Genomic DNA, 26,735 nt, shown 5'->3' with positions numbered 1-26,735 from the left:
CAGGGAGATGTGAAGTGGTTTCCGGCGAGCTTCGTCGCTGCAGATTCCAACAGTGTATCCCCCGGGGTAATTCCCGTCATTGGAAAAAAGTTCAGGAGCTGAGGGGCACGTTGTCAATCAGCCGGACCGGGCCCACCTTCGCCGCGATGATGGCCAGGCCCTCGCCGCGGAACGGTGTCTCCTTGCAGTTCTCCGCCAGGGGTTCGAGGGTGTCCGGGTCCACCACGTCGAAGTAGTCCAGTCCCACGAGGGGCTGTGATTCCACCAGGGCCTGGGCGGATTCCAGGTCGAGCGGTTCGTGGGCGTTGGCCCGCTCTTCGAGGAGCCGCAGCGCACGGGAGAGGACCAGGGCGGCTTCGCGTTCCTCCGCGGACAGGAACCTGTTCCGGCTGCTCAGGGCCAGGCCGTCGGCGGAACGGACAGTCGGCACGGCCACGATCTCCACCGGGAAGTTCAGGTCCGCCACCATGCGACGCACCAGCGCCAGCTGCTGGGCGTCCTTCTGGCCGAAGTAGGCGCGGTACGCGGGCAGTCCCGCGCCGGCGCCGGTCACGAACGCGCCTCCGCCGGGCAGTCCCGTCCCCGGGATCCCGTAGTGCAGCAGCTTGGCCACCACTGTGAGTGCGCCGTCGAAGTGGCCCGGCCGGGACGCGCCCTCCCATTTCCCGGCAAGGCGTCCTGCCGTCACGCGGACGAGGGGTTCGCCGCCGGGGTAGACCTCCTCCACGGACGGCGCGAACACCAGGTCCACGCCCTCGGCGTCCAGGAGCTCCATGTCTGCTTCCAGGGTCCGGGGGTAGCGGTCCAGGTCCACGGCCTCGCCGAACTGCAGCGGGTTGACGAAGATGCTGGCCACCACCACGTCGTTTTGTTCGACGGCGGTGCGCGCCAGCTTCGCGTGGCCTTCGTGCAGGGCGCCCATCGTGGGAACGAGGCCCTGCGACGAACCCTGTTTCTCCGTCAGCAGCCGGGCGCTTTCGGCGCGCAGCTGCGCCGCCGTGGTCACGAGTTTGATCGCCAAGTCAGTTACCTCCAGTGGCCTGCGGGCCGTCGTTGTCCGGCCCGCTGTTGTCCGGCCCGTTGTCATCCAGACCGTCTTCCCCGGCCAGTGCTTTCCGGATCGCGTCCAGCTGGTCGGGCTTCAGCAGCCCCCGGCTCCCGGCGCGGTGGGCGGTGGCCCGCGCCATGGCCAGGTATGCCTCGAGAATATCGCCCCCTGCACCGGCGTCGTGTTCGCGCAGGGCCTCCGCGTGCGCGGCAACCGTGCCCACGTCGCCCCGGGCCACCGGCCCGGTGAGGGCGGCCTCGCCGGAGGCAAGTGCGTTCTCCAGCGTTGCCCGCAGCAGCGGGCCCAGCATGCGTTCAGGGGATTCGACGCCCACTTCGCGCAGCAGCTGGGAGGCCTGGGCAACCAGGGTGACCATGTGGTTGGAGCCGTGCGCCAGGGCCGCATGGTACTGGGTACGGTCGCCCTCGGCAATGGCCACCGGTTCGGCACCCATCTCCACCACCAGGGCCTGCGCGATGGGCAGCATCGCGGCGTCCGCCGTGACTCCGAAGGTGCAGTCCAGGAGCCGGGTGAGGTCCAGGCTCATGCCGGTGAAGGTCATGGCGGGGTGCAGCGCGAGCGGGATGGCACCGGCTGCCCGCACCGGATGCAGGATGCCAACGCCGAAGCGGCCCGAGGTGTGGGCCACGAGTTGTCCGGGCTGCCAGGCACCCAGCTTCGCGAGCCCCTGCACGAGGTCGCCGAGGGCATCGTCCGGAACGGCGAGCAGCACCAGTTCGGACCGTTCCACGATGTCCTGCACATCGAGTACCGGCACGCCGGGCAGCAGGGTTTCGGCGCGTTCGCGGCTTGCGTCGGAGACGGCGGAAACCCCGACGACGGCGTGCTCGGCTGCGCGGAGTGCTGCACCGAGCACGGCTCCGACTTTGCCTGCACCGATGATTCCGATGCCGAGGCGTCCTGGCTTAGCCATGTTGCGGGCCTTCCTCGTGGTTCTGGGGGTGGTCGGGAGTGTGCCGGTCCGCCGTCGCCTCCGGCGCGACCTGCGCGAGCCACTGCTCGCTGGTCTGGCGTTTGCGGGCTTCCCGTGCGCGGGCTGCCTGGGCATCGAACAGGGCCCGGGCTTCGTCCAGTCCGGCCTGGATGACCCGGGGCGATACCGGACCGGCCGTGGTGTGCAGGACCAGGTCCGCCACCCGGAATCGCCGCGCCAGCGGCCCCTGGTGCAGGGCCATCGACTGTGTGCGCTGGTGCGGAACCACCACGAGCTCGCGCCACAGCCGGCCGGAACGGATAAGCAGCGCCGTATCCGTGGCGGCGAAGCCGTTGCGGCGCCAGCCCAGGGGAGCCAGCAGCCGCACGCGGCGCGGGCTGGTGACGAACCCGCCGTCGGGCGCCCCGCCGGAAGACACTCCCGCGGGAGTCTCCGCACCGGAGGCCGCTCCCGCGGGGGCAAGGCCGGTCAGGCCGGCGCCAAAGACGCGGGCAGGGTCCGCTGTTCCGGGATCGGGGAGCACCAGGGAGAGCATCCTCATGACGTCCGCCAGGACTCCCACCGGGAGGATCGTGGTGCGTGAGGCGGCCTCGCCGTTGCTGCCGGGGCCGCCGTAGCCGGCCACGTTCACCTGCATCCGGTACCAGCCGAAGATCCGCCACAGCGGCGGCTGCGTCACTTTCAGGGCCTGGATCCTGCCCGGCGGAAGGGTCTGCGCCTGCGTGTCCAGCAGCCCGTAGCGGAGCCGGATGCCGTCGGGCGAAATGGCGGCGGTGAAGTTATAGCCCTTGTTGAAGGACCCCCAGTAGGCGGCGGCCAGGCCAAGGACGGCAGGGATCAGGTAGAAGTAGAAGCTGCGGTTGTCGGTGATGGTTGAGAGCACCACGGACGCCACCGCGCCCAGCACCACGAAGAAGCTCTGCTCGCTCAGGAGCAGCGAACCGACAAGGCGCGACGGCGGGACGGCCAGGACCGGGAATTCCGGCGCCTCCGGCAGGGCTGCTTCCGGCCGCTCGGGGTCGGGTTCCAGCCCGGCCGCGCGGGCCAGGATGGTGGCCCGCAGCTGGCGGGCGTCGTCGATGCGGAGGTAGGCCAGGCGGACCGCCGATTCGCCGGCATCGGCCACCTCGAATTTGAGCTCGGCAAGGCCGAAGACCCGGGCCAGGAGGGGCTGCACGATGTCGATGGCCTGCACGCGGTCCAGCCTGGCCTGCCGCTGCTGCTTGAACAGGAAGCCGGTGTTCACCCGGACATAGCCTTCGGCCACCTGGTAGCGGGTGAAGTACCAGGTCATGATGAACCCTAGTACGGACAGCAGCAGGAACAGCCCGCCGCCGGCGACCAGGAACGGCACGCGCCCGGCAAACATGTCATCCATCAGGGGCCGGCCCTGCAGGAGCCGCTCAAAAGTGTCGCGGCCAAAGAAGTAGCCGATGGCGGCAAGCGCTACCCAGCCCCGGATGAACGGCGACGCAGGGTGTACCCTCAGCCACTCGCCGTCGGGCTTCCCGGAAACCTGCCCGGGCCCCTCGGTGGCCACGGGACCTTCAGGGGTCGCGGCGTAGCCTGGGGTCACAGCCCGGCCAGCCGTGCAGCGCCCCGGGCGGAAAGCTGCTCGCGGAGCCGTGCCCCCTCGTCGGCAGGCAGGCCGGGGATTTCAGCGTTGGTGCCGGCGGACGCGGTGTGCAGCTTCAGCGTGCAGAGCCCGAGGGCGCGTTCCACGGGACCTACGCCGATGTCGACGTACTGCATCCGGCCGTAGGGAACCACCAGGGTGCGCTGGAAAAAGATGCCGCTGCGGATCAGCAGATCATCGTCGCGCTCGGCATACCCGATGGCGCGCACCTGGCGCGGTATCAGCAGCAGCCGCCAGACGGCCAGCAGCAGCATGACGGCCGGAACCGTGACGGCCAGCCAGAGCGGAAGCCACACCCACCAGCCCGCCAGGGTGAAGACGAGCGGCAGTGAGAGCAATCCCACGGCGATGAGGTTGCCGACCGCCCATTCAACCAGACGGACGGTGACGTATTTGGGTGAAACGCGGAGCCAGGAGATCCCCGGCGGATCAATCGCCTCGGTACGCATATTCGCCCTCCCCCTTGGGCTTGCGGGCGCCTCTTCCGGGCGATCCCGGCGCGCCGTCGGCGTCGCCGTCTTCGGGCGGGATCCGGCAGAAGCGTTCCACCACCAGCCCGACGATGATCATCGCAAGTCCGCCGCCGGCCATGGAAAGCGCCAGCCAGGTGATTCCCTGGTCGCTGCGCAGGTTCCAGAGCCTTAGCAGGTCCAGGAAGATTCCCGCGTGCCAGCCCAGGAGCACGGCTCCGGTGTACGCGCAGGCCTGGGCGAGGACCAGCGTCCAGGCGGCCAGGATGGGGTTGAGCATTTTCTTCTTGTTGCCGTTCCGCCAGCGCAGGACGCGGATTCCGAGCACCAGCGTGAGCGCCACGATCACGCCCATGGTCACCAGGCCGGTCTGGGGCAGCACCGGGGTGGCCAGGCCGTAGCGGGTGGTCATGACGGTCGCAAACCAGCCGGCGATGGCGAGGATCAGCCCGACGACGATCAGCAGGAAGGGGTTGACGGGTTTCACGGCCTATTCCACTGCTCCCGCGGTGGGAAGGCCGTCGAAGTCCCCGAAACCGTCGAAGGGGGCAAGATCGGGAAAGTCGGCGGCGCGGGCCGCCAACTCACCCACGCGGACGCCGTTGAGCTCCGCCGACGGGTCGATCAGCGACCACGGATACAGCACAAACGCACGCTCGGCAGCCCGCGGATGGGGCAGGGTCAGGGCGGGATCCGCACTCACCAGGTCCCCGTACGTGATGATGTCCACGTCCAGGGTCCGCGGACCCCACCGGACTTCGCGCACCCTGTGGTGCTTGTTTTCCACGGCCTGGCAGTGGCGCAGCAGTTCCGACGGCGGCAGCGAGGTCTCTACCGTGATCACCATGTTCAGGAAGTCCGGCTGGCCTTCCGGCCCGCCGACGGCTTTGGTCTGCACCACCGGGGACACCGCGGTCAGCCGCACTTCGGGCCGGTCCACCAGGTCCGCGACCGCGCTGGAAAGGGTGTCGTTCCGCTCCCCCAGGTTGCTGCCCAGGGCCAGGACGGCCCGGACATAAGGGTTGTTCGAGTACGGCGGGTTCATGAGCGCCGCCGATGCACGCTGACGGAGACGTCGCCGAACTCAACTTCGATGGGCGCCTTGGGCTTGTGCACCGTGATGTCGACGGCGGCCAGCGGGAATTCCTGCAGCAGGTCTTCGGCGATGCGCACAGCCAGGGCCTCGATCAGGTTCAGCGGCTCGCCGGTGATCCAGTGCTTGATCCGCTCGGCCACCTCGCCGTAGTGGGCGGTGTCCAGGACGTCGTCCGAGGCGGCGGCCTTGCTGAAATCCAGGTGCAGCACCGCATCAACGATGAACGGCTGGCCGTCGCGGCGTTCGAAATCGAACACCCCGTGATGGCCGACGGCGGTAACACCGCTCAGCGTGATTGTGTCCATCGTGGCTGCCTAGTTGGTGGGTCTGGAGTCGCCGAGCGGTGCGGCGGACATCCGTGCGGCAACCTTGACGGCGTCAAGGCTGGGTTCGACGTCGTGCACGCGCACAGCCCATGCGCCGCGGGCGGCGCTGATCGCCGTGATGGCGGCGGTGGCGTGGTCCCGTTCCTGGGGAGCGGCGGCCTTGCCAGCCACGGTCAGCAGCGTGCCAAGGAAGCGCTTGCGCGAAGCTCCCACCAGGATCCTGTGGCCGAGGGCCTCCAGCGGTCCCATGTTCCGCAGGAGCTCCCAGTTCTGGACATCGTTCTTGGAGAAGCCCAGCCCCGGGTCCACGATGATCTTTTCCGGCGCCACCCCGGCCGCGTACAGCTTGTCCCGCACGCCCACCAGTTCAGCGGCGACTTCCTCTGCCACGTTGCCGTACTCCGCGAGGGAGGTCATGGTCTTGGCATCGCCGCGGCGGTGGGTCAGCACGTACGGGACGCCGGTCCGGGCAGCCAGTTCAGCCATCTCCGGCTCCATCGTCAGCCCGGAAACGTCGTTGATGATGGCGGCGCCGGCCTTGAGGGCAGCGGCTGCCGTTGACGCATGGGTGGTGTCGATGCTGACCAGGGCGCCGGCCTTGACCATGGCCTCGACCACCGGCAGGACGCGGCGCTGCTCCTCTTCCGGGCTGACTTCCTCAGCGCCGGGGCGGGTGGATTCGCCGCCGATGTCGATGATGTCGGCTCCGGCGTAGAACATCCGGAGGCCTGCAGCGATGGCCGTGTCCGGCGTCGGATGCGTGCCGCCGTCGCTGAAGGAATCCGGGGTGACGTTCAGGATGCCCATCACCAGCGTGCGGTCCGTGGGGAGATCTTCAAACTTGGCTGCCGGCCGCGGTTTACGCAGGATGGGCAAGGGGTTTGTTGCGGGTCCGGTTCCAGGGGCAGCAGCGAGGGAGTCCATAGTCTGTTTTATTACCTTCCGAGTATGAGGCTCATGGCTTCGGCGCGGGTGGCCGGGTCATGCAGTTGACCGCGCACGGCACTGGTGACGGTCTTGGCACCGGGCTTGCGGATGCCGCGCATGGACATGCAGAGGTGTTCGCACTCAACGACCACGATCGCGCCCCGCGGCTTCAGGTGCGTCACCAGTGCTTCGACGATCTGGGTGGTCAGCCGTTCCTGCACCTGCGGGCGCTTGGCGAACATGTCCACCAGCCTTGCGAGCTTGCTCAGCCCGGTGACTTTGCCGTCGTGCGAGGGAATGTAGCCCACGTGCGCCACCCCGTGGAACGGCACCAGGTGGTGCTCGCAGGTGGAGTAGAACGGAATGTCCTTGACCAGGACCAGCTCCTCGTGGTCCAGGTCAAAGGTGGTGGCCAGGATTTCCGCGGGGTCGTGGTGCAGGCCGGCGAACATTTCCGCATAGGCCTTGGCCACCCTTTTGGGAGTGTCCAGCAGCCCGCCGCGGTCCGGGTCTTCCCCGATGGCCAGCAGGATTTCCCGGACGGCCGCCTCGATCCTGGGGCGGTCCACCTTGGTGCCTCCCCCATGCCGCGAATGGTCTGCAGTCGAGGGGTTGGCGGAGCCGGAAACGTCGTCGTCGTCGAAATGATTCACAGCAGAAGCTTAGCCGTGATGCGGTCCGTCGGCGCCGACGTCCGTAACACCGCCGCCGAAGGTCTCCTGGCTTGACACGCCCTGGGGGTGGGGCGGCTGGGCGTCCAGCGGCTCTTCCAGGCGTGCTTCCTTGGCTTCTTCCTGGGCTTCACGTTCGGCCTTTTCGAGGCGGGATTCCACGGGACCGGCGGTCTGCACCGGCCGGGATTCCTTGGAGAGCCAGACTTCGCGGAAGTCGCGCTTGCGGATATCCCGGAAGACGTGGGCGATCTCGGCCTGGTTGAGGGTTTCCCGCTCCAGGAGCTCAAGGGCCAGGGAATCGAGGATGTCGCGGTTCTCGGTGAGGATCGCGTAGGCCTCGTCGTGCGCCTGGTCGATCAGGCGGCGCACTTCCTCGTCCACAATGTAGGCGATCTGGTCCGAGTAGTTGCGCTCGTGGCCGGCGTCGCGGCCCAGGAACGGCTCCCCGCCGCCCTGTCCGAGGCGGACGGCGCCGACGCGTTCGCTCATGCCGAACTCCGTGACCATCTTGCGGGCCGTTCCGGTGGCCTTCTCAATGTCGTTGGAGGCGCCGGTGGACGGATCGTGGAAGACGATTTCCTCGGCCACGCGGCCGCCCATCGCATAGGCCATCTGGTCCAGCAGTTCGTTGCGGGTAATGGAGTACTTGTCGTTCTCCGGGACCACCATGGTGTAGCCCAGGGCGCGGCCGCGGGGCAGGATGGTGATCTTGGTGACCGGGGCGGAGTTCCGCAGGGCGGCCGCCACCAGGGCGTGTCCGCCTTCGTGGTAGGCCGTGATCTTCCGCTCGTGTTCCTTCATGACGCGGCTGCGCTTCTGCGGGCCGGCCATAACGCGGTCAATGGCTTCGTCGAGGGCGCGGTCGTCAATCAGGTTGGCGTTGGAGCGGGCCGTCAGCAGGGCGGCTTCGTTGAGGACGTTGGCGAGGTCGGCACCGGTGTAGCCGGGGGTCTTCTTGGCGACGGCCTTCAGGTCGACGCCGGGAGCCATCGGCTTGCCCTTGGCGTGCACCTGCAGGATCTGGTCGCGGCCCACGAGGTCCGGTGCCTCAACGGTGATCTGGCGGTCGAAGCGGCCGGGGCGCAGCAGGGCCGGGTCCAGCACGTCAGGACGGTTGGTGGCGGCGATCAGGATGACGTTCGTCTTGACGTCGAAGCCGTCCATTTCAACCAGCAGCTGGTTGAGGGTCTGCTCGCGTTCGTCGTTGCCGCCGCCGATGCCGGCGCCGCGGTGGCGGCCGACGGCGTCGATCTCGTCCACGAAGATGATGGCGGGCGAGCTGGCCTTGGCCTGCTCGAAGAGGTCGCGGACACGGGACGCGCCCACGCCGACGAACATTTCGACGAAGTCGGAACCGGAGATGGAGAAGAACGGCACGCCCGCTTCACCGGCGACGGCACGGGCCAGCAGGGTCTTGCCGGTGCCCGGAGGGCCGTAGAGCAGCACGCCCTTGGGGATCTTGGCACCCACGGCCTGGAACTTGGCCGGTTCCTGGAGGAATTCCTTGATTTCCTGGAGCTCTTCGACGGCTTCGTCGGCACCGGCGACGTCGCTGAAGGTCACCTGGGGCATGTCCTTGTTGACCAGCTTGGCCTTGGACTTGCCGAACTGCATGATCTTGGATCCGCCGCCCTGCATGCGGGAAAGCAGGAACCAGAAGAGGACACCCAGCAGCAGTACCGGAATCAGGAGGGAGAACAGGCCGGAGAACCAGTTGTTTTCGATCGGCTGGTCAGTGAAACCGCTTGAGGGGTTGGCGTCGGTGACTGCCTTGACCACGTCTGCGGCGCGGGCGTTGACGAAGAAGAACTGGACGTTCTTGCCCTTGTCCTGGCCGTCGATGACCAGGTTGTCCTTGAGGACCAGGTCCACGCGGTTTTCCGCGTCGAAGATCTTGGCCTGTTCCACCTTGCCGCTGTCTGCAAGAAGCTCGAGGCCCGGCTTGGTGTCGATCCGGGTAGCCCCGCCGGGGGCGAGCGTGGCAAAGGCCAGCAGGAGCATTCCGACCACAACTACGATCCAGATGCCCGGGCCCTTGAAGAAACTCTTAGCTTTCATCTGATCGGGGGCTGGCCCCGTCCCTCCTGGTAGTGCTGCACGGCGACTGGTCTGCGCGCGTGTGGTGCTGCGTCAGCTTCTAGCTATACACCGTTCGGAGTGAATCACGCACGGTGTAGGGCAAAAGTTCCCTCTAGGCGTAGCGGTGCATGGCCGCGGCCTTTTCGGGCCCAGCCGGCCGGGAGGGATCCCGGGGAGTGTGCCTACTCGTAGACGTGGGGGGCCAGGGTGCCCACGAAGTCCAGGTTGCGGTATTTCTCGGCGTAGTCCAGGCCGTAGCCCACCACGAACTCGTTGGGGATGTCGTAGCCGACGTACTTGACGTCGATCTGGACCTTCGCGGCCGTGGGCTTGCGGAAGGCGGTGCAGATTTCCACAGAGGCGGTGCCGCGGGATTCCAGGTTGGTCTTGAGCCAGGACAGCGTCAGGCCGGAATCGATGATGTCTTCAACGATCAGCACGTCCTTGCCCATCAGGTCCGTGTCGAGGTCCTTCAGGATCCGCACAACACCGGATGACTGGGTGCCGGAACCGTAGGAGGAAACTGCCATCCAGTCCATGGAAACGTGGCTGTGAAGTGCCCGCGCCAGGTCCGCCATGACCATCACCGCGCCCTTCAAAACGCCGACGATGAGGAGCTCCCGGCCCTCGTAGTCCTTGTCGATCTCGGCAGCGAGCTCGGTAATCCGCTGCTGGATCTGATCCTTGGTGTAGAGAACGTGCTTGAGGTCTGCCTGGACGTCGTTTGAATCCACCAATGGCTCCTGTGTAGATGCGGGTGCGACTATTTTTGGGGCGGCTTGTGAAGCCGGAATACTAGCTTCCCACAGCGGGCGGCTTCGCGGGGACCGCCGTTGGGAGCGTCCTGCGCCCCGGCCGGCTGATTCTGCCCTTCGCCGGCGAGGATCTGCGCCAGGGAAAGCCGGTAGGCACTCACGCCGCCGGGAAGTTCCACGGGACCGGCGGAGCCCTGCCGGCGCAGGAGCGCTTCCGCGGCGAGCAGCCGTTGATAGCTTGGTTGCTGGCCCCCGACGGCGGCGGCCGCCTTCGCGATCACCCGGAACCGGATGGCGGGGGCCAGCTCGCCCAGGGCTTTCTCAGGCAGGCTGACTTCGTCGCCGGATTGCTCGGCCAGTTGCCCATAAGTGCTGTTCGCCACGTCGTCGAGGTAATCGGCGTCCAGCTGCAGGATGGCCGCCGTCCGGGCGAGGGACTCCGCGACGCCGGGACCAAGCTTTTCCTCCAGCATCGGAAGGACCTCCACCCGCGTCCTTGACCGTGCAAAGGACGGATCGGCATTGCTCGGATCGTGCCACGGGTCCAGGCCTTCGACGGCGCAGATCTCCAGGGTGTCGGCACGGCGGAGGCCCAGGAAAGGCCGGAGCAGGAGTCCGCGGACCGGCCGCATTCCCGCAAGCGAGCGTGTTCCGGAGCCCCGGGCCAGTCCCAGCAGCACCTGTTCCGCCTGGTCATCCAGGGTGTGGCCGAGGAGGATCGCGCCGGCACCGGCCTGGGCGGCGGCTTCCTCCAGGGCGGCGTGCCGGGCGTCCCGCGCAGCGGCTTCGGGGCCGATCCCGGTGGACGCGACGTCAACCCGCCGGATGTCCACGGGAGAGAGCCCCAGGCCCCGGAGGATGTCTGCGGTTTGGGCGGCAACGCCGGCTGAACCGGGCTGCAGCTGATGGTCCACGACGACGGCGCCCACCGATACGGGGTGCCCGTCCACATGGCCGCGGCGCCCGAAGTAGGACGCGACGGCGGCCAGGGCCAGGGAGTCCGGGCCGCCGCTGCAGGCGACGAGCACCCGGCCGGGGTAGCCGGCGTCGGCCAGGGCGTTCTGCAACATTTTGCGCGCCTTGCCGACGACGGGCGACAGCCGGCCGGGACGCCGTCGTCCGGTTGGGGGTTGGGACAACTAGAGCCCCATCCGCTCGAGCCAGAGCTTGGCGTCATGGATTTCCGGTTCGGTGGGCAGGTTCCCGGCGGATTCCCAGACCCGGTTGAAGCCGTCCATGCCGGCGACGTCCACTACGGCGCGGACAAACTTGGCGCCGTCCGTGTACTGCCGCATCTTGGCATCGAGGCCCAGCAGGCTGCGGATGAACTTCTCCACGACGCCGCGGTCCTTGCCACGGGCGTTGAAGCGTTGCCGGATCGTCTTGACGGACGGGACGATGCTGGAATCCACGGCGTCCATCACCACGTTGGCGTGGCCCTCCAGCAGGCTCATCACGGCAGTCAAGTGCGAGAGGGAAGCTTTTTCCTCCGGGTCCTGCAGCAGGTCCAGGATGGCGCCGCGGCCGGGCGCTGTTCCGGCGGCCGTGCGGTCCTTCAGCGACCGGGCCGCGGCCGATGCGCGTTCGAGGAGCGTGTCCACGTTGCCCAGCAGGTGTTCGCTGAGATTGTCGATTTCGTTGAGCATGTGGTGGCGGAGCCAGGGCGCGGCGGCGAACTGGACGCGGTGGGTCTGTTCGTGCAGGCAGACCCACAGCCGGAAATCCTCGGGGGCAACGTTGAGTTCGCGCTCCACCTGGACGATGTTCGGCGCCACGAGCAGCAGGCGCCCGGCGGCGGGGGCGGTGGAGTCCTCGGCGAGCGCCGAGAAAGGATCGTACTGGCCCAGGACCTTGCTGGAGAGGAAGGCGAGCACGGCGCCCAACTGGCTTCCGGTGATGGCTCCGCTCACGGATGCGGCACCGGGGCTCATGGTTCCGCGCCGGCCTTCGAGCATCTTTTCCATGGCCGGTTTCAGCATGACGGCAAAGCTCTGGGTGTTGGCCTTGGCCCAGGAAGCGCGGTCCACCACCAGCACGGACGAATCACGGAGGTCCCGTGCCGCCTCCAGCCCGGTGATGTCGTGGACGTGCGGCACGGAAATATCCGCCATGAGGCGCAGGTTCTCCACGGCCGCCCCGATTTCGGCGGACCCCAGCGCGGGGCCCGCGGGAGCCAGCCGCGCGGCTGTTGACGCTGCGAGCTCCCAGTTGATCAGTGCCTGGGCCTGTGCTGATGAATCGCCTGCAGTTGACTCCATAGCGTCCATCAGATCACAGCACCCTGCAGTTACGCCTTAAGTTCGCTGACCGGCGAACGGGTTCAACGCACAGGCAGGGCACAGGATCGGAACAGAGGAACACAAATGTTCCGGACCAGAGTTGGTACCGAAGTCCACACCACCGAGGAGAGTCCGATGATTGCGTACCGTCCGATCCCGCCGCTGAGCCTGGGTAAGAGCACCGGCTGGAGGTCCGTCCTGTCGGCTGTGCTGATGGCCGCGCTGCTGGGCACCGCCGCGTTTGGGGCTGCGGAGGCATCACCCGGAACCGGAGTGCAGCTGAGTTCCGCTTCAGAAAACTAGCGGCACCCGCAGGAAGCCAGGGCCGACGCCGTGCGGTCCAGCGCTGTCCGGTTGCCCGCAGCGCCGGGCTGCAGCCCGTTTCCTATAAAGGAGAACACCAGGAGGCGCCCGTCCGCGTCCACCACGTAGCCGCTCAGTGCGATCACGGAATTCAGGGTTCCGGTTTTGGCCCGGACCAGCCCGGCGCCGCGCTCCGTCGATGCGTCGGTGTACCTGCTGCCCAGGGTTCCGGTCAGGCCGGCCACGGGGAAGCCGCCGATGGCCGCCCGCAGGCTGGGGTCCGTGCCGGAGGTGATGGCCCGGACGATCTCGGCGAGTTGCCCGGCCGAGACCTGGTTGCCCAGCGACAGCCCCGAGACGTCGGCCACGCGAAGGCCATCCGTGGGGATTCCGAGGTCCTGCACCTGTTTGAACACCGTGGCCGTGGCGCCGTCATTGCTGCCGGGCTGTCCGGCTGCGACGGCCGCCAGCCGGCCCAGCACCTCGGCGAGGTAGTTGTCCGAGGTCTGAAGCATCAGGTCCACCTGCTGGCGGAGCGTGGCGGACTGGACCTCGGCCAGCACCTTGCTGCTTTCCGGTGCCTGGCCACGCACGACGCCGGGCGTGACGGACAGCCCGGCGGCGGCGGCCGCCGTCGTGAGCTGGGCGGAGAACGCCTCTGCCGCTGTCATGGCGGCGTCCTGCGGACGAGGTCCGGTGGTCACTGCGGGGTCGTATCTGGCCGAATTGAGGGCGAGCGGGAACAGGGGTGCGGTCTCGCCGGCTGCCACATCGTCCGGGCTCCACGTCGGGTTCAGCGCCGGACCGGTGAACAAGGAATCGTCCAGCCGTACCTGCACCGGGCCTTTGACGCCGCTTTCCTGCAGGGCCTTGACCGTGAGCTGGGCCAGCGTGGCCAGCCCGGCGTGGCCCAGCACGCTGTCCCGGGACGACTCCCCCGCACCCAGCAGGACGTCGCCGCCGCCGGTGAGAACCACCGACCCCGGCTCAGCCCCGGACACCACCCGGGTGCTGAAGCGCTGGTCCGGGCCGATGGCACGGACGGCGGCGGCGGCCGTCAGGAGCTTCATGTTGGAGGCGGGCACCCGGGCTTCCGCAACGCCGCGGTCGAACAGCACCTGCCCGGTGGCGGCGTCCTGCACCACGCCGGTGAAGGACCCGCCGCCGTCGGCCTGCAGTGTGGTGTTGAGCTGGGCTCCTAGGGCGTCCGGCCAGGGTACGGGAGCCGAGTCCTTGAGGGGGGCGATTCCCTGCGGAAGGGAGAGGTCCCGCGGGACCTGCTGCCAGGCGGGAACAGCAGACTCAGTGTTGGCCGGCTCCGGGCCCCGCCCGGTGAAGGCAGGGGCGATCAGCATGGCCGCGGGGACGGCGAGCGCCACAATCAGGATGGTGAGCAGCGCGAGCGGCAGTTGCCGCCTGATGATGGCGGCCCAGGGATGGCTGGCCACGTGGCTCATCATGCGTTTCATGCTGCTGCTGGTCCTTATAGTCCTGAAATGTCCCCACTAGTTCATGAAACCTGGGCCTATCGCTATATCCTCAATAGTAGTCGGCGGCACCGACACTCCTTTTGCTGGTCATTCTGTGTGCCGCGAACACCCTGAAGTCGAGGAGCATTCCATGAAGCATGACGTGACCATCGAGATCCCCAAGGGATCACGCGTCAAGTACGAAGTCGATCACGAGACCGGCCGCGTCCGCCTGGACCGTGTCCTGTTTACGTCCATGCAGTACCCCACCCACTACGGTTTCTTCGAGAACACGCTCGGCGAAGACGGCGACCCGCTGGACGCACTGGTGCTCCTGCAGGACTTCGATCTGCACCCGGGCGTCATCGTTGAAGCCCGCCCCATCGGCGTGTTCAACATGACCGACGACGGCGGCGGGGACGCCAAGGTCCTCTGCGTTCCCACCGACGCCCGCTTCGACCACATCAAAGAGGTCAGCGACGTCAGCGAATACCTGATCAAGGAAATCGAGCACTTCTTCACCCGCTACAAGGACCTGGAGCCGGGCAAGTGGGTCAAGGCTGAAGGCTGGGGCGACCGCGCCGCTGCCGAAGCCGAGCTGGAAGCTTCCATCAAGCGCTACGTTCCGGCAGCACACTAGTTACGCCATCGCCGCGCATTAGCGCGAACGGACACTTGAGGCCCTGGAATCTGCGGATTCCGGGGCCTCAAGTGTCCGCTCGCGCTCTGGCGGGGAGCACGGGAACCCGGCACCCGCCGTCGTCGTTCTCAGGAGTGTGCCAGCCTTCCGTGAAATCGTTGCCTTATGAGTGACGTTCCTGCCTTCAATCCTCCGTGCTTCAGTCCGCCCTGCGGGCCGGTCAGCGGCTGGCGCGACGGCGACGTCGTGCGCGCCACGGGAATCCCGTACGCCACGGCGGGCCGCTTCCAGCCGCCGGCCAGTGCACCCGACTGGACCGAAGTCCTGGCCGCAACCTCGCTCTCCCCCGCGTGCCCGCAGGGCCCGGTGCCGTTCCTCGACGACATCCTCGGAACCCGCTACGGTGAGCTTCCCGGCAGCGAAGACTGCCAGCGCCTCTCGATCACCATCCCGGCCGGCCTTGCCGACGGCGAGCGCGTTCCGGTCATGGTGTGGCTCCACGGCGGGTCCTACACCTCGGGCTCCGGCGACCTGGCCATTTTCGATCCCAAGACCCTGGTGGCCGAGAACCGGGTCATCGTTGTCTCCGTGACGTACCGCCTGGGCCTGTTCGGATATCTCGCGACCGGCACAGGCCGGCCCGGAAATCTCGGCCTGCTGGACCAGCTTGAGGCGTTCCGCTGGGTGCAGCGCAATATCCGCGCCTTCGGCGGCGATCCAGAGCGCGTGACCGCCTTTGGCCAGTCGGCGGGAGGCGACGCCGTCGCGCATCTGATGGCGACGCCGGAGGCAGCCTCGCTGTTCCAGCGCGCCATCATCCAGAGTGCGCCCCTGGGCATTACCCGGGGCCGGGAGAAGATGAACGCCGCGATGGGCGTCGCTGCGGAACATGTCACCGAAGACACCCCCGCGATGGACGTGGTTGCCATCGAAGGGCGTGTTTCCCAGGTGGCCCGGAAGTACGGGCTGAAGGCCGCCATGCCCTTCGGCACGCAGTACGGACACGCACCGCTGCCGCCGGAACACGAGATTGAAGCCGCGTGGAACTCGGCCGCGCCCGGCATCGAGGTCCTGATCGGCCATACCGCCGACGAGGCACGGATGTTCCTGCCGGGAAACCCCGTCGCCGAACGCCTGGCCAAAATTCCGGTGCTAGGAACCGCCGTCGTTAACGCAGTCAGCCGTGCCGTGACCCAAGCCGTTTACGGCCGGGCCGCCCGCAAGTTCGCCCGGCGGCATGCCCGGGCCGGAGGAAAAGCGTACAGCTACGTGCTCACGTGGGCCGCGCCCGGGAACTACTTTGGGGCCGCCCACACGGTTGACCTGCCGCTGCTGTTCGGAAACAAACAGACGTGGGCCACGGCCGGCCTTGTCGCGGGCGCCACCTGGGACGACATCGACGCCCAGGGCCGCGCCCTCCGCGCCATCTGGGCCCGGTTCGCTTCCGGGGAGGGCCTCGATACCCGGGGAGAACTCCCCGGCACGCTCCGCTACCGTTCCGCCTGACCCGTGAGGACCCTGGGCGTGGACCTCGCTGCGGCCACCAGGAAAACCGCGGCGGCGGTTCTCGAGTGGACGGAAGGTGGTGCGCGGCTTGTCCACCTCTCCCTGGACGTCACCGACGAGGAGATCGTGGAGCTGTTCGGCAGCAGCGACTTGACGGGCGTCGACTGCCCGCTGGGCTGGCCGGACGCACTCCTTCCGTTCCTTGCCGGGCACCTGGAGTTCGACCCGCATCCGGTCCTGGACCACGACGGGATTGCGGGCCGCCGGCTGCTGGCCTACAGGGACACCGACAGGTTCGTCACGGGCGCCACCGGCCTCATTCCGCTCAGCGTCTCCGCGGACCGGCTGGCCCATCCCGCCATGCGCTGCGCGGTCATCCAGGCCAAGATCGCACAGGATTACGGCCCGCAGGCCAGGGATGGCTCCGGCCGGCTGGCGGAGGTCTACCCCGCGGCCTCGCTGAAACTCTGGGGAATCCGCGCCCGCGGCTACAAAGGGCGCGGCACCGCGGAGGCGGAGCGGCTGGGCGTGATCCTGGGCAGCCTGACCGCCGTGGCGCCCTGGCTGGACCTGGCCGGATACCGTGACGCCCTCGAGGCCTCCGACGACATGTTCGACGCCGTCATCGCCTCGCTCACGGCCCGCGCCGTGAGCCTCCGCCAGACCCTGATGCCGCCGGATGACCATGCCGCCGCGGCCCTCAGCGAAGGCTGGATCCACGTGCCGTCCGGCCCGCTCGCGGGCCTGACCGGGACCGGGTAACCTGCGTTCACCGGACTACCCTTCCCGGGCTACGCCCCGAGCGCTGCCCGCCCCGGGGCTACCCGCCCCGGACTACCCGCCGAGCGTCCAGTCGCGGATCTCCGCCATATCCTCGCCGTGGCTGCGCGTGTGGTTATGCGCCCGGATGCGCTGATCCTGCAGCGACTGGCGCAGCAGGGAGTGCCGCTCCGCCAGTCCGGGAACCCGGTCGATGGCGTCGATGGCCAGCTGGAAGCGGTCAATCCCGTTGAGCATGGCCATGTCGAACGCCGTCGTGGTGGTGCCTTCTTCCTTGTAGCCGCGGACGTGCAGGCCTTCCTGGTTGGTGCGCCGGTAGGCCAGCCGGTGTATCAGGGACGGGTAGCCGTGGTAGGCGAAGATGATCGGCTTGTCCGCGGTGAAGATGCCGTCGAAGTCGCGTGAGCTCAGCCCGTGGGGGTGTTCTCGGTCGTCCTGGAGCCGCATCAGGTCCACCACGTTGACCACCCGGATCTTCAGCCCGGGGGCGCCTTCCTTCAGCAACTCCGCGGCGGCGACGGTCTCCACCGTGGGTACGTCCCCGGCGCAGGCCAGCACCACGTCCGGCTCCTCTCCCGGCACCTCGGATCCGGCAAACTCCCAGATCCCCAGTCCGCGCTGGCAGTGGTGGGCGGCATCGGCGGGCCCCAGCCAGGTGGGTGAGGGCTGCTTGCCGCTGACCACGATGTTGACGTAGTCCCTGGATCCGAGGCAGTGCTCCATGACGGAGAGCAGCGTGTTGGCATCCGGCGGCAGGTACACCCGGATGACCTCGGCCTTCTTGTTGACGGCGTGGTCGATGAAGCCCGGGTCCTGGTGCGAGAAGCCGTTGTGGTCCTGCTGCCACACGTGCGAGGACAGCACGTAGTTCAGCGACGCCACGGGCTGGCGCCAGGCGAGCTCCCGGTGGACCTTGAGCCACTTGGCATGCTGGTTGAACATGGAGTCGACGATGTGGATGAAGGCCTCGTAGCAGCTGAACACTCCGTGCCGGCCGGTCAGGAGGTAGCCTTCCAGCCAGCCCTGGCAGAGGTGTTCGCTGAGCACCTCCATAACGCGCCCGGCCCGCGCGAGGTGCTCGTCGACGTCGTCGATCCGGTACTGCCAGACCTTGTCCGTGACGTCGTAGACGTCCTGGAGGCGGTTGGACGCGGTCTCATCGGGGCCGAAAAGCCGGAACGTCTCGGGGTTCTGCGCAACAACGTCCCGCATCCAACCGCCCAGGGTGATCATGGCGCTGACCCGCTCCACGCCCGGCACGGGCACCTCGACGGCGTGCTTGCCGTAGTCCGGCAGTTTGAGGTCGCGCAGCAGGATGCCGCCGTTGGCGTACGGCGTCGCACTCATCCGCAGCTCCCCGGCGGGAGCGTTTTCCGCGACGTCGGGCATGAGCCGGCCGGCGTCGTCGAACAGTTCGCCCGGCCGGTAGGACTGGAGCCACTGTTCCAGCTGGGCCAGGTGCTCCGGATTGGTGCGGACCTCGGACAGCGGCACCTGGTGGCTCCGCCAGGTGCCCTCCACCTGCTTGCCGTCCACCTGCTTGGGTCCGGTCCAGCCCTTGGGTGAACGCAGCACAATCATGGGCCACCGGGCGGCGCCTGCGTCGTCGCCGGCGCCTGCGTCGGCTGGCGACGGGGCGCCGTCCGGCGACACGGCGACGGCGGCGCGGCGCTCCGACTGGATGGCGCGGATGTCAGCCAGGCACGTATCCAGAACAGCGGCGAAATCGCGGTGGGCGCTGTCGACGTCGTCGGGATCCGCCACGGTGACAAAATACGGCTGGTGGCCGTAGCCGCGCAGGAGCTGTTCCAGCTGGGCCTCTGGCATCCGGGCCAGGATCGTGGGGTTGGCGATCTTGTAGCCGTTCAGGTGCAGGATGGGCAGCACTGCGCCGTCAGCAACGGGGTCCAGGAAGTTGTGCGAGTGCCAGCTGGCCGCCAGCGGCCCGGTTTCCGCCTCGCCGTCACCGATCACGACGGCGGTAATCAGCTTCGGATTGTCGAAGACGGACCCGTACGCGTGCGCCAGGGAATAGCCGAGTTCGCCGCCCTCGCTGATGGAGCCCGGGGTCTCGGGAGCGGCGTGGCTGGGGATGCCGCCCGGGTAGGAGAACTGCCGGAACAGCTCAGCAAGCCCCGGTTCGTCGTTGCCCACGTTGCTGTAGATCTCCGAGTAGGTGCCCTCGAGCCATGCGTTGGCCACCACCGCCGGGCCGCCGTGGCCGGGTCCGGCGATGAACAGCATCTCCTGCCGGTCCCGCCGGATGGCCCGGTTGAGGTGGGCGTAGACGAAGTTGAGTCCCGGGGTGGTGCCCCAGTGGCCCAGGAGCCTGGACTTGGCGTCCTCCGCGCGGAGTGGTTCGCGCAGCAGCGGGTTGGAGCGGAGGTAGATCTGGCCCACGGACAGGTAGTTGGCCGCCCGCCACCAGCGGTCCACGAGCCCAAGTTCGGAGTCACCAAGCAGGGCATCACTCACGTCACTGGTCACTGCAGTCCTCGTTTCGCTGGGGCTCCGTCGGTGGCACAGCTCCCATCGCAACATCTCCACGCGCCTGACACAACCCCGGACACTTTCGACGAGAAGTTCATAGCGATGGGTTGGTCTCGCCGCGAGGGCAACCTTCTGGGAGGACATCGACGCCGGAACCCTTCGCTCCGTTGTGGCTCCGGCAGGAACGGACGCGGACCGGCTGCTGAAGACGCTGAACCCTGAGGACAAGATTTCACTGGGTGTGCGGGGACAGTTTGCAGTAGTGTTCCGCGCCAGGGAATCACGGGTGACAGCCACAGCGCAGCCCGCATCAGGTTCGGACGGCGCCGGGAGGCGTCTCCGTTTCTTCACCTTCACCACACGGAATAGCCCTGACCAGCTGGTGGGCATGATCCAGGAGGGTCTGAGACATACTGGCGTCCCGGAAGCCGCAGCCGCATTACCAGCGCTGCCGCCCGCCGTCGTCCATTCCGCGGTGTCTTTGGATTAGATGATGGGTGCATGGTCAGGAACCCGCCGCGTCCAAGGTGGGCAGCGACAGCACGGAACTGTCCGCCTGTCAGATTCCCGCTGAGCCCGGGCCGTCACCGGGTAGTCTGTCATCCAGAATGTTCACGCTGACCATCAATCAAACGGACAGCCGGCGCGACGGTGACCGGGTGCCGCAGTTGCTCAAGGACCTGCGGCACATACCGGCGCGCCTCGACTTCGACCGGTCGGTTGAGGACGAGGTCCAGGGCATCGTTGAGTTCCCGCACCAAGCGGTGGAGGCTGCCCTGATCGCCCTTCGCTGCGGCAGCTGGTTCGTCGGGATCGGTGTTGGGCCGGTGAATGAGCCGCTGCCCAACCAGATCAGGGACGCTACCGGGCACGGCCTTATCTACGCCCGCCGCGCCGTGGACCGCCTGCGGAACGGCAAGGAACGCGTCCCCGTTGCAGTTGACGGTCCGTTCGCAGATCTCGCCGCGGAAGCAGAGGCCGTCCTGAAGCTCCTCGGCCACATTGTGCACGACCGTAGCGCGGCAGAGTGGCGTGTCCTGGATTTGCTGACGCCCGGCGTGCGAGGCCAGCAAAAGGCTGTCGCCCAGGAGCTTGGCATCACCACCCAGGCTGTCAGCAAGGCCGTGGCCAGGGCCCAGTGGAACGAGGAGCACGCAGCCCGCCCGGCGGCGGCCCGGCTGCTGCAGCTGATTCTCGAGGTCCGCTAAGCCCGGGCTGCCCGGAGAACCGGGTGCGGCCCGGCTGTGCCCCGGGCCGAACGCGAAGCAGTCCGGCTTAGGACAGCAGGCTGCGGAGAACGTGCGCGGCGCCGTCGTCGTGGACGGACATGGTGACCTCGTCCGCGGCGGCAACCACTTCGTCGGGAGCCTGGCCCATGGCGACGCCGCGGCCGGCCCATGTGAGCATCTCGATGTCGTTGCGGCCGTCGCCGATCGCCACCGTGAGGTGCGACTCGATGCTCAGGTGCCCCCGGAGGTGTTCCAGGGCGCTGGCCTTGGTGACGCCTTCCGCGGCAATGTCCAGCCACGCAGTCCAGCCGACGGAATAGGTGACACCGGACAGGCCGATGTGCTTGATGGCCTCGTTAAACTCCTCGGACGTGTTTTCGGAGCTGAAGACCACCACGCGCACTGCGGTAGCGTCGAGCATGGTCTGGAAATCCACGCCGATGGCCTCCACGCCGAAGCTCGCGTCCTGGAAGCGCTCGGTGGAGAGGAAGTTGCCGTGCTCGTCCTCCAGCGCGTACTTGGCCATGGGGAGCCGCTTGCGGAGGGCACGGAGCGCCGGGCCGGGATCAAACGTGGCCTTGCGGATGACCTCGTAGCCTTCAGGGTGTGCCGGATCCAGCCGGAGCGTCACGCCGCCGTTGCAGCACACCGCGTAGCCGGTTTCGATACCGATCTGCTCAATGATGGGGAGGGTGGCGTTGAGGGACCGGCCGGTGGCGATCATGACCTCGTGGCCCGCTGCGACCACAGCCTGGGCCGCTTCACGGACGGGGGCCGACATGTGGCCGTCGTGGTTGACCAGGGTGCCGTCCACGTCCAGGGCCACCATGAGCTTGGGTGAGTTGTTCTTGCCGTTGTCTCGCTGGTCATCGTTGCCAGCGACTGAGGTTTCAGTCAATGTTGTCATTCACCTAGTACAGCAGACGCCCCCGGACGGCCGCTAGGACGCACGCCACAGCCGATGTTAACTTGTGGTAAACACCCACAGTTTGTCCACATTGTGAGTGTTTGCCTGCGTGTCACCCGACGCCATGTGCGGCCGCAAAATCCCGCCCTTTCCGAACCTTGTTCGCAGTTCCTGCCCTTGAGGGTACTGATGCGCGGACTAGGGCCGGTTCCGTGGGCGCAGCCCGGCCGCCAGGAGCTTGCGCCTCAGCCGTTCAGGGTTATCCACATCCGCCCAACTCCAGCGCACGAAGCCGCACCCCAGGCCGCGGATCCGGTCTTCGCGTAGCTTTTCGAGGTAGAGGGCCTCCTCCGGCGTGACCCCGCCGCGGATCGCGGCGTCAACATACTTGCCTTTGCCGTCGAACTCCCCCACCACACCTTGTTCCGGCCACCAGCAGTCACTCCTGCCAATGAAGCCATCATGGTCGTTGAAGACGTGCTGGAGCACGGGCTGCTCGAAGCCCAGATACTCAAAGGCCGCACGGCTGAACGACTCGCCAACAGACTCAGCGAGCGGACTGGCGAGGCCGGCAGCCAGTTCCGCACGACGCCGGGCAGCTGCAAACGGGTGGGCGGCTATGCGGTCCGCAATGCCGGGCACGCTAAGAAGGCTGGCACCCGCGGCAAGGGCGCCCCCGGCGTGCAGTTTTCGGGCCACACCGTCAGCAACCACCAGGGCGTTGCCCAGCTTGCCGGAAGCCATGACATCCACCGCGGTCTGCATCAGCCCCGTGCACCGGAACTCACCGTGCTGCACGGGCTCTACCTCGGCTTTGAGGCAGTAGCGGAGTGGATAGGAGCGCTTGTCGCGGACCTCTTTGGCCGTGCCGTCCCCGCCCAGGACCAGGAGCGGAGACCGCCGTGTCCCGCTGCGTCCGGGCAGGGTTGTTGCGAGCTCAACGCAGGCGGGGGTCCTGAGCGTGGGCAGGCCGATGGCAAGGGCTGCCGTTTCCCCGCAGAGCACGGCGTCTTTCACCGATCTGGCCACCGCCGCCGTCGACCACGCGAAGCGCTGCGACGGGTGGGCGCGGATCCAATCGGTGGTGCGCACGTAGTAGCCGCGGCGGATCCGCACCAGCTTTCCCGCCCTGAACTCGCGATGGATGAAATTGGTGCCGCCCTGGGTGCGCAGAACGGCGGCTGAGTCGATCAGTCCGGGCGGGATTTCCATGCCAACAGAATGACGCACCAGGCGGCAGCCAGCACCGGAAACGGTGGGCTATGTGGACCCGAGCGACGTGTGGAGGAACGGTCACGCCGCCTCCGTCCGGCAGATCCTAAGCTTGTCCGCGCATCAGGCCCGTGAGGGGCAGGAAACGCGAACAAGCTTAGGAGAACCCGAAAACTACAGGACCGGAAGCACTTCCAGGCCGCCGAGGTACTTCTGGAGCGCCCGGGGGACGTTCACCGAGCCGTCCTCGTTCTGGTGGTGCTCCAGGATGGCCACAATCCAGCGCGTCGTGGCCAGGGTGCCGTTGAGGGTGGCGACGGCGCGGGTGCCCTTGGGCGCGCCGTCCTCGTTCAGGACCCGCTCGCGGATGTTCAGGCGGCGGGCCTGGAACGTGGTGCAGTTGGACGTGGACGTCAGTTCGCGGTAGGCGCCCTGTGTGGGCACCCAGGCTTCGCAGTCGAATTTGCGGGCCGCAGAGTTGCCGAGGTCGCCGGCGGCGGTGTCGATCACCCGGTACGGGAGTTCGCACTTGGCCAGCATCTCCTCTTCCCACGCGAGCAGGCGCTCGTGCTCGGCAGCTGCCTCCTCCACCGTGGTGTAGATGAACATTTCCACCTTGTTGAACTGGTGGACGCGGATGATTCCGCGGGTGTCCTTGCCGTGCGACCCCGCCTCGCGGCGGTAGCAGGAGCTCTGGCCCGCGTAACGGATGGGGCCGGCGGAGAGGTCCAGGATCTCGTCCGCGTGGTAGCCGGCGAGGGCCACCTCCGAGGTGCCCACCAGGTACAGGTCGTCTTCGGCGAGGCGGTAGATCTCGGCGTCGTGCTTGACGTCGAATCCTGTGCCCTGCATCGTTTCGGGACGGACCAGCGTGGGGGTGATCATGGGGACGAAACCTGCATCGATGGCCTGTTCCATGGCCATCTGCAGGAGAGCCATCTCCAGCCGGGCGCCGACGCCGCGGAGGAAGTAGAAGCGTGAGCCGGACACCTTGGCGCCGCGCTCCATGTCAATGGCGCCGATCAGCTCACCGATTTCCAGGTGGTCTTTCGGCTCGAAATCAGGGAATTCGCGGGGTTCGCCGACGGTCTTGACCACAACGTAGTCGTCCTCGCCGCCTTCTGGCACCCCGTCCACAATCAGGTTGGGAATGGCGCGGAGCAGTTCTTCCTGCTGGGCCTGGGCAACGTCGGCTTCGGCCGAGGCTTCCTTGACCGACGCGGCCAGGACCTTGACCTCCGCCAGCAGGGCCTGCTTTTCCTCGCCCTTGGCCTGTGCCACCTTCTTGCCGAAGACATTCTGCTCGGCGCGAAGGTTTTCGAAGCGGATCAATGCCGCGCGGCGGGCCGCGTCCGCTGAGATGATCGCATCCACCACGGACTCGTCGGCGCCGCGGGCGCGCTGGCTGGCACGGAACTTGTCCGGATTTTCGCTGAGGTCTTTTACGTCGATCACCAGACAAGAGTATCGAATCCGCCCGGGATGACGCGGTGGGCCGTGCGGAGGTCCGTGCGGGATAGTGTTGGAGCACCATGAACGATTGGCTGCTCTACCTCATCCTTGCTGCGGCCCTGGCTTTCGCGGTCTCCAGCTGGTGGGGTGTCCGGAGGCTCAAAGCGCTGCACACACGCAGTGCGGTCCAGGAGGACACGTACCATCCCGGCCTGGAGCAGCAGAAGGTGGCCGTGGTGATGAACCCGATCAAGGCCAAGTCGGCGGAGGCCCGCGCCCTCATCCAGCGCGCCTGCCTGTCGGCCGGCTGGGAAGCCCCCGTCTTTTTCGAAACAACAGCGGAAGATCCCGGATATGCGCAGGCCGAGGCGGCACTGAAGAGCGGTGCCGACGTCGTCCTGGTGGGCGGCGGAGACGGCACGGTACGCGTTGTGGCCGAGAAGCTGGCCCACACCAACGTGCCGATGGGCATCATCCCGCTCGGCACCGGAAACCTGCTGGCCAGGAACATCCACCTGGACGTCAACGACGTCCACGGCAGCATCCAGACGGCGCTCTTCGGGCACCAGCGGCACATCGACACGGCGCGGATGGGCATCCGGAACTCGCGGACGGGCGCGTCGTCGGAGCATGTGTTCCTGGTGATTGCCGGCATGGGCATGGATGCCGAGGTCGTCGGGGACACCAACGACGGGCTGAAGAAGGCCGTCGGCTGGCTGGCCTACACCGAGGCCGGGGTCAGGCACCTGCCCGGGCGGCGGAAGAAGGTGTCCATCGCCCTGGACGACCAGCCGGAACAGTCCCGGAAGATCCGCAGCGTGCTGTTCGCCAACTGCGGCCTGATTCCGGGTGGCATCGACTTCATCCCGCAGGCCATGATCGACGACGGCATGCTGGATGTGGTGGTGATGAGCCCGCGCAGCGCCATCGGGTGGATTGCGATGTACACAAAGATCATGTTCAAGCACAAGAGGAACTTGCCGGTGATGAGCTATTACCGCTCCGGCAAGATCGTGATCAAGTGTGCGGAACCGGTGGCCACGCAGGTCGACGGCGATCCCTCAGGCGAGGCCACGGACGTTACCGTCCAGGTGGCGCCGGGATCACTGTTGGTGCGGGTTACGGAAAGCAAGGGCGGCGAACCGTCCGCAGGGGAAGCTTCCACCCCGCAGTAGGCCTCCGGAAGGACGCTTCCTGCGGGGACGCCGGAATCAGGCGCTGGCCTTCTTCTCCTCCGCCTCGGCTGCGGCCTTTGCCGCCGCACGGGCTTCGGACTGTTCACGGATCATGGCTTGCTCCTCTTCGAAGCGCAGGCGATCCGCCCTGTCTGCATCGTCGCCGTCCCAGTCCTGGTTGTCGGCAGTCGGCTTGGGATTGACAATCATTCCCTGGCCGTCATTGTCGCTGCTGGTTCCTGACATGACCCGCTCCTTCCGGTAGAGGTCTTCCCCAATGGATCAGGCAAGCATACGCACTGCTGTGCGGGCGGGGAAGTACCCCAAGGGGCATTTGCCTAAGCTGTGGGCGAACCTTGCGGGGCATGGACGGGAGCGATCGATGCTCCTCGGAGAATCCCTGCCACCCATTCATGTGCCGCCTGGAATGCTTGGTCGGAGGTGTGCGGTTCCACCTCCGGGCTCTGCTCGTCGGCCCGCGGATAGGAGCCGAGGAATCGAGTGGCCGGGCTGATCCGGTGCAAGCCGGCCAAAGCATCGGCAACACGGGCGTCCTCCACGTGGCCGTCGGCGTCTATGCTGAAGAAATAGTGGCCGAGGTACTGGCCGGTGGGCCGTGACTCGATGCGGCTAAGGTTCACGCCGCGGGTGGCGAACTGGTCCAGGATCTCCATCAGCGCACCCGGCCGGTCCTCCGGCAGGGGCACAACCACCGTGGTCTTGTCAGCTCCGGTGCGGTGTGGCAGCGCCCCGGGCCGGCTGACCAGGACAAAGCGCGTCACTGCCCCGGGGTTGTCGCCGATGTTCTCAGCGAGCACCTGCAGCCCGGGCTGCTCGGTGGCCACGATCGGGGCGCAGATGGCGGCGTCGTAGTGGACCCCCTCCTCGTCCAGCAGCCCCATGGCCCCCGCCGCTGTGGAGGAAGCGGGAATGTATTCCACATTTGGCATATTCGCTTCGACCCAGAGCCTGCACTGGGCCCAGGCGTGTCCGTGGGTGGAGATCCGGCGGATGTCCCGGATTTCCACCCCCGGGCGGGCCACCAGGACAAAGCTGATGGGAACCAGAGCCTCGCGGACAATCCTCAGTTCCTGGCCGGACGCGATGGCATCCAGGGTTGCCGTGACACCGCCCTCCACGGAATTCTCGATGGGCACCATGGCGGCATCGGCTGACCCGTCACGTACCTTGTCCAGCGCGGTGTTCACATTGGAGGAGGGGATGCGGACGGCCTCGACGGCGCCCGGAACCTGAATCAGCGCCGCCTCAGTGAACGTCCCCTCCGGGCCGAGGAAGGTGTAGGTGACGGGCGACGCGGGCATGGACT

27 protein-coding genes are annotated in these 26,735 nt (G+C 67.5%); 7 read left to right on the top strand and 20 right to left on the bottom strand.

The window, feature by feature from the left end; genetic code table 11:
• Window positions 1-91 precede the first annotated feature (91 nt).
• The 13 genes from PV761_RS02310 to PV761_RS02250 all read right to left on the bottom strand — a co-directional run bounded on the left by PV761_RS02310 (window position 92) and on the right by PV761_RS02250 (window position 12,224).
• Window positions 92-1,021, bottom strand: coding sequence for a pantoate--beta-alanine ligase (locus PV761_RS02310; protein WP_028270329.1), 930 nt, complete (start codon window positions 1,019-1,021; stop codon window positions 92-94).
• Between the two features lies 1 nt (window position 1,022).
• Complete coding sequence (locus tag PV761_RS02305; protein ID WP_347894024.1) at window positions 1,023-1,982, bottom strand: DUF2520 domain-containing protein; 960 nt, start codon at window positions 1,980-1,982, stop codon at window positions 1,023-1,025.
• Window positions 1,975-3,543, bottom strand: a complete 1,569-nt coding sequence (locus PV761_RS02300) for a PH domain-containing protein (protein WP_347894022.1) — start codon at window positions 3,541-3,543, stop codon at window positions 1,975-1,977. The genes PV761_RS02305 and PV761_RS02300 overlap by 8 nt, the downstream gene beginning before the upstream one ends.
• Window positions 3,544-3,575: 32 nt before the next feature.
• Window positions 3,576-4,088, bottom strand: coding sequence for a PH domain-containing protein (locus tag PV761_RS02295; RefSeq protein ID WP_347894020.1), 513 nt, complete (start codon window positions 4,086-4,088; stop codon window positions 3,576-3,578).
• Window positions 4,069-4,596, bottom strand: coding sequence for a DUF3180 domain-containing protein (locus PV761_RS02290; RefSeq protein ID WP_028270326.1), 528 nt, complete (start codon window positions 4,594-4,596; stop codon window positions 4,069-4,071). The genes PV761_RS02295 and PV761_RS02290 overlap by 20 nt, the downstream gene beginning before the upstream one ends.
• A 3-nt stretch (window positions 4,597-4,599) precedes the next feature.
• Window positions 4,600-5,154 (bottom strand): 2-amino-4-hydroxy-6-hydroxymethyldihydropteridine diphosphokinase, encoded by a 555-nt coding sequence (folK, locus tag PV761_RS02285; RefSeq protein WP_028270325.1) that lies wholly within the window; start codon window positions 5,152-5,154, stop codon window positions 4,600-4,602.
• Entirely contained in the window at window positions 5,151-5,510 is a 360-nt protein-coding gene (folB, locus tag PV761_RS02280) for a dihydroneopterin aldolase (RefSeq protein WP_028270324.1), read from the bottom strand. Before folB ends, folK begins: the two co-directional genes overlap by 4 nt.
• A 9-nt stretch (window positions 5,511-5,519) precedes the next feature.
• Window positions 5,520-6,455, bottom strand: coding sequence for a dihydropteroate synthase (folP, locus tag PV761_RS02275; RefSeq protein ID WP_347894017.1), 936 nt, complete (start codon window positions 6,453-6,455; stop codon window positions 5,520-5,522).
• Window positions 6,456-6,466: 11 nt separating this feature from the next.
• Window positions 6,467-7,111 carry a GTP cyclohydrolase I FolE gene (gene folE, locus PV761_RS02270; protein ID WP_028270322.1) on the bottom strand — a complete coding sequence of 215 codons (645 nt, stop codon included), beginning with the start codon at window positions 7,109-7,111 and terminating at the stop codon, window positions 6,467-6,469.
• Between the two features lie 9 nt (window positions 7,112-7,120).
• On the bottom strand, window positions 7,121-9,190 hold the full coding sequence (gene ftsH, locus PV761_RS02265; RefSeq protein ID WP_028270321.1) for an ATP-dependent zinc metalloprotease FtsH: 2,070 nt from the start codon (window positions 9,188-9,190) through the stop codon (window positions 7,121-7,123).
• A 203-nt stretch (window positions 9,191-9,393) separates the two neighbouring features.
• Window positions 9,394-9,945 (bottom strand): hypoxanthine phosphoribosyltransferase, encoded by a 552-nt coding sequence (gene hpt, locus PV761_RS02260; protein WP_028270320.1) that lies wholly within the window; start codon window positions 9,943-9,945, stop codon window positions 9,394-9,396.
• 29 nt (window positions 9,946-9,974) lie between these two features.
• Entirely contained in the window at window positions 9,975-11,036 is a 1,062-nt protein-coding gene (tilS, locus tag PV761_RS02255) for a tRNA lysidine(34) synthetase TilS (protein WP_347894014.1), read from the bottom strand.
• Window positions 11,037-11,105: 69 nt separating this feature from the next.
• Window positions 11,106-12,224 carry a zinc-dependent metalloprotease gene (locus PV761_RS02250; protein WP_347894012.1) on the bottom strand — a complete coding sequence of 373 codons (1,119 nt, stop codon included), beginning with the start codon at window positions 12,222-12,224 and terminating at the stop codon, window positions 11,106-11,108.
• 105 nt (window positions 12,225-12,329) lie between these two features.
• Here PV761_RS02250 and PV761_RS02245 point away from each other — a divergent pair, with 105 nt between their 5' ends.
• On the top strand, window positions 12,330-12,548 hold the full coding sequence (locus tag PV761_RS02245; RefSeq protein WP_347894010.1) for a hypothetical protein: 219 nt from the start codon (window positions 12,330-12,332) through the stop codon (window positions 12,546-12,548).
• On the opposite strand, the gene dacB is transcribed toward PV761_RS02245, so the two are convergent.
• Window positions 12,545-14,017, bottom strand: coding sequence for a D-alanyl-D-alanine carboxypeptidase/D-alanyl-D-alanine-endopeptidase (gene dacB, locus PV761_RS02240; protein ID WP_347894008.1), 1,473 nt, complete (start codon window positions 14,015-14,017; stop codon window positions 12,545-12,547). The genes PV761_RS02245 and dacB overlap by 4 nt on opposite strands.
• Before the next feature lie 151 nt (window positions 14,018-14,168).
• Between dacB and PV761_RS02235 the strand changes: the two genes are divergently transcribed.
• From PV761_RS02235 to PV761_RS02225, 3 genes are all read left to right on the top strand, one after another.
• Window positions 14,169-14,657, top strand: coding sequence for an inorganic diphosphatase (locus PV761_RS02235; RefSeq protein WP_028270315.1), 489 nt, complete (start codon window positions 14,169-14,171; stop codon window positions 14,655-14,657).
• A gap of 165 nt (window positions 14,658-14,822) precedes the next feature.
• Window positions 14,823-16,163 (top strand): carboxylesterase family protein, encoded by a 1,341-nt coding sequence (locus PV761_RS02230; protein WP_028270314.1) that lies wholly within the window; start codon window positions 14,823-14,825, stop codon window positions 16,161-16,163.
• Between the two features lie 3 nt (window positions 16,164-16,166).
• Window positions 16,167-16,925, top strand: a complete 759-nt coding sequence (locus tag PV761_RS02225) for a DUF429 domain-containing protein (protein WP_347894006.1) — start codon at window positions 16,167-16,169, stop codon at window positions 16,923-16,925.
• A gap of 72 nt (window positions 16,926-16,997) precedes the next feature.
• Here PV761_RS02225 and PV761_RS02220 read toward each other — a convergent pair whose 3' ends face one another.
• Entirely contained in the window at window positions 16,998-19,430 is a 2,433-nt protein-coding gene (locus PV761_RS02220) for a phosphoketolase family protein (RefSeq protein ID WP_347894004.1), read from the bottom strand.
• A gap of 172 nt (window positions 19,431-19,602) precedes the next feature.
• Between PV761_RS02220 and PV761_RS02215 the strand changes: the two genes are divergently transcribed.
• Both PV761_RS02215 and PV761_RS02210 read left to right on the top strand, forming a co-directional pair.
• The gene (locus tag PV761_RS02215; RefSeq protein WP_347894002.1) at window positions 19,603-19,923 is read left to right on the top strand and encodes a hypothetical protein; all 321 of its coding nucleotides are present in this window, start codon (window positions 19,603-19,605) and stop codon (window positions 19,921-19,923) included.
• 118 nt (window positions 19,924-20,041) lie between these two features.
• The gene (locus PV761_RS02210) at window positions 20,042-20,641 is read left to right on the top strand and encodes a MarR family transcriptional regulator (protein WP_028270311.1); all 600 of its coding nucleotides are present in this window, start codon (window positions 20,042-20,044) and stop codon (window positions 20,639-20,641) included.
• Window positions 20,642-20,708: 67 nt separating this feature from the next.
• Here PV761_RS02210 and PV761_RS02205 read toward each other — a convergent pair whose 3' ends face one another.
• From PV761_RS02205 to serS, 3 genes are all read right to left on the bottom strand, one after another.
• Window positions 20,709-21,569, bottom strand: a complete 861-nt coding sequence (locus tag PV761_RS02205) for an HAD family hydrolase (RefSeq protein ID WP_347894000.1) — start codon at window positions 21,567-21,569, stop codon at window positions 20,709-20,711.
• A gap of 198 nt (window positions 21,570-21,767) precedes the next feature.
• Window positions 21,768-22,781, bottom strand: coding sequence for a hypothetical protein (locus PV761_RS02200; RefSeq protein ID WP_347893998.1), 1,014 nt, complete (start codon window positions 22,779-22,781; stop codon window positions 21,768-21,770).
• A 174-nt stretch (window positions 22,782-22,955) separates the two neighbouring features.
• Window positions 22,956-24,236, bottom strand: coding sequence for a serine--tRNA ligase (gene serS / locus PV761_RS02195; RefSeq protein ID WP_347893996.1), 1,281 nt, complete (start codon window positions 24,234-24,236; stop codon window positions 22,956-22,958).
• Window positions 24,237-24,313: 77 nt separating this feature from the next.
• Here serS and PV761_RS02190 point away from each other — a divergent pair, with 77 nt between their 5' ends.
• Window positions 24,314-25,408, top strand: a complete 1,095-nt coding sequence (locus PV761_RS02190) for a diacylglycerol kinase family protein (protein WP_028270299.1) — start codon at window positions 24,314-24,316, stop codon at window positions 25,406-25,408.
• 36 nt (window positions 25,409-25,444) lie between these two features.
• Here the strand turns inward: PV761_RS02190 and PV761_RS02185 are convergent, their stop codons facing one another.
• Both PV761_RS02185 and pheA read right to left on the bottom strand, forming a co-directional pair.
• Window positions 25,445-25,654, bottom strand: coding sequence for a hypothetical protein (locus PV761_RS02185; RefSeq protein WP_028270298.1), 210 nt, complete (start codon window positions 25,652-25,654; stop codon window positions 25,445-25,447).
• 92 nt (window positions 25,655-25,746) lie between these two features.
• Window positions 25,747-26,730 (bottom strand): prephenate dehydratase, encoded by a 984-nt coding sequence (gene pheA / locus PV761_RS02180; protein ID WP_347893993.1) that lies wholly within the window; start codon window positions 26,728-26,730, stop codon window positions 25,747-25,749.
• Window positions 26,731-26,735: the final 5 nt, after the last annotated feature.

Source organism: Arthrobacter sp. CC3, from assembly GCF_039907775.1.
Lineage (GTDB): Bacteria > Actinomycetota > Actinomycetes > Actinomycetales > Micrococcaceae > Arthrobacter.
This window is presented reverse-complemented; position numbering and strand designations above follow the sequence as displayed.

Coding starts and splice junctions, on each gene's coding strand:
- PV761_RS02305 (WP_347894024.1), bottom strand. CDS start 1,982: ATGGCTAAGCCAGGACGCCTCGGCATCGGAATCATCGGTGCAGGCAAA.
- PV761_RS02295 (WP_347894020.1), bottom strand. CDS start 4,088: ATGCGTACCGAGGCGATTGATCCGCCGGGGATCTCCTGGCTCCGCGTT.
- folK (WP_028270325.1), bottom strand. CDS start 5,154: ATGAACCCGCCGTACTCGAACAACCCTTATGTCCGGGCCGTCCTGGCC.
- folB (WP_028270324.1), bottom strand. CDS start 5,510: ATGGACACAATCACGCTGAGCGGTGTTACCGCCGTCGGCCATCACGGG.
- folP (WP_347894017.1), bottom strand. CDS start 6,455: ATGGACTCCCTCGCTGCTGCCCCTGGAACCGGACCCGCAACAAACCCC.
- ftsH (WP_028270321.1), bottom strand. CDS start 9,190: ATGAAAGCTAAGAGTTTCTTCAAGGGCCCGGGCATCTGGATCGTAGTT.
- tilS (WP_347894014.1), bottom strand. CDS start 11,036: ATGTTGCAGAACGCCCTGGCCGACGCCGGCTACCCCGGCCGGGTGCTC.
- PV761_RS02250 (WP_347894012.1), bottom strand. CDS start 12,224: ATGGAGTCAACTGCAGGCGATTCATCAGCACAGGCCCAGGCACTGATC.
- PV761_RS02245 (WP_347894010.1), top strand. CDS start 12,330: ATGTTCCGGACCAGAGTTGGTACCGAAGTCCACACCACCGAGGAGAGT.
- dacB (WP_347894008.1), bottom strand. CDS start 14,017: ATGAAACGCATGATGAGCCACGTGGCCAGCCATCCCTGGGCCGCCATC.
- PV761_RS02235 (WP_028270315.1), top strand. CDS start 14,169: ATGAAGCATGACGTGACCATCGAGATCCCCAAGGGATCACGCGTCAAG.
- PV761_RS02230 (WP_028270314.1), top strand. CDS start 14,823: ATGAGTGACGTTCCTGCCTTCAATCCTCCGTGCTTCAGTCCGCCCTGC.
- PV761_RS02210 (WP_028270311.1), top strand. CDS start 20,042: ATGTTCACGCTGACCATCAATCAAACGGACAGCCGGCGCGACGGTGAC.
- PV761_RS02205 (WP_347894000.1), bottom strand. CDS start 21,569: ATGACAACATTGACTGAAACCTCAGTCGCTGGCAACGATGACCAGCGA.
- PV761_RS02200 (WP_347893998.1), bottom strand. CDS start 22,781: ATGGAAATCCCGCCCGGACTGATCGACTCAGCCGCCGTTCTGCGCACC.
- PV761_RS02190 (WP_028270299.1), top strand. CDS start 24,314: ATGAACGATTGGCTGCTCTACCTCATCCTTGCTGCGGCCCTGGCTTTC.
- PV761_RS02185 (WP_028270298.1), bottom strand. CDS start 25,654: ATGTCAGGAACCAGCAGCGACAATGACGGCCAGGGAATGATTGTCAAT.
- pheA (WP_347893993.1), bottom strand. CDS start 26,730: ATGCCCGCGTCGCCCGTCACCTACACCTTCCTCGGCCCGGAGGGGACG.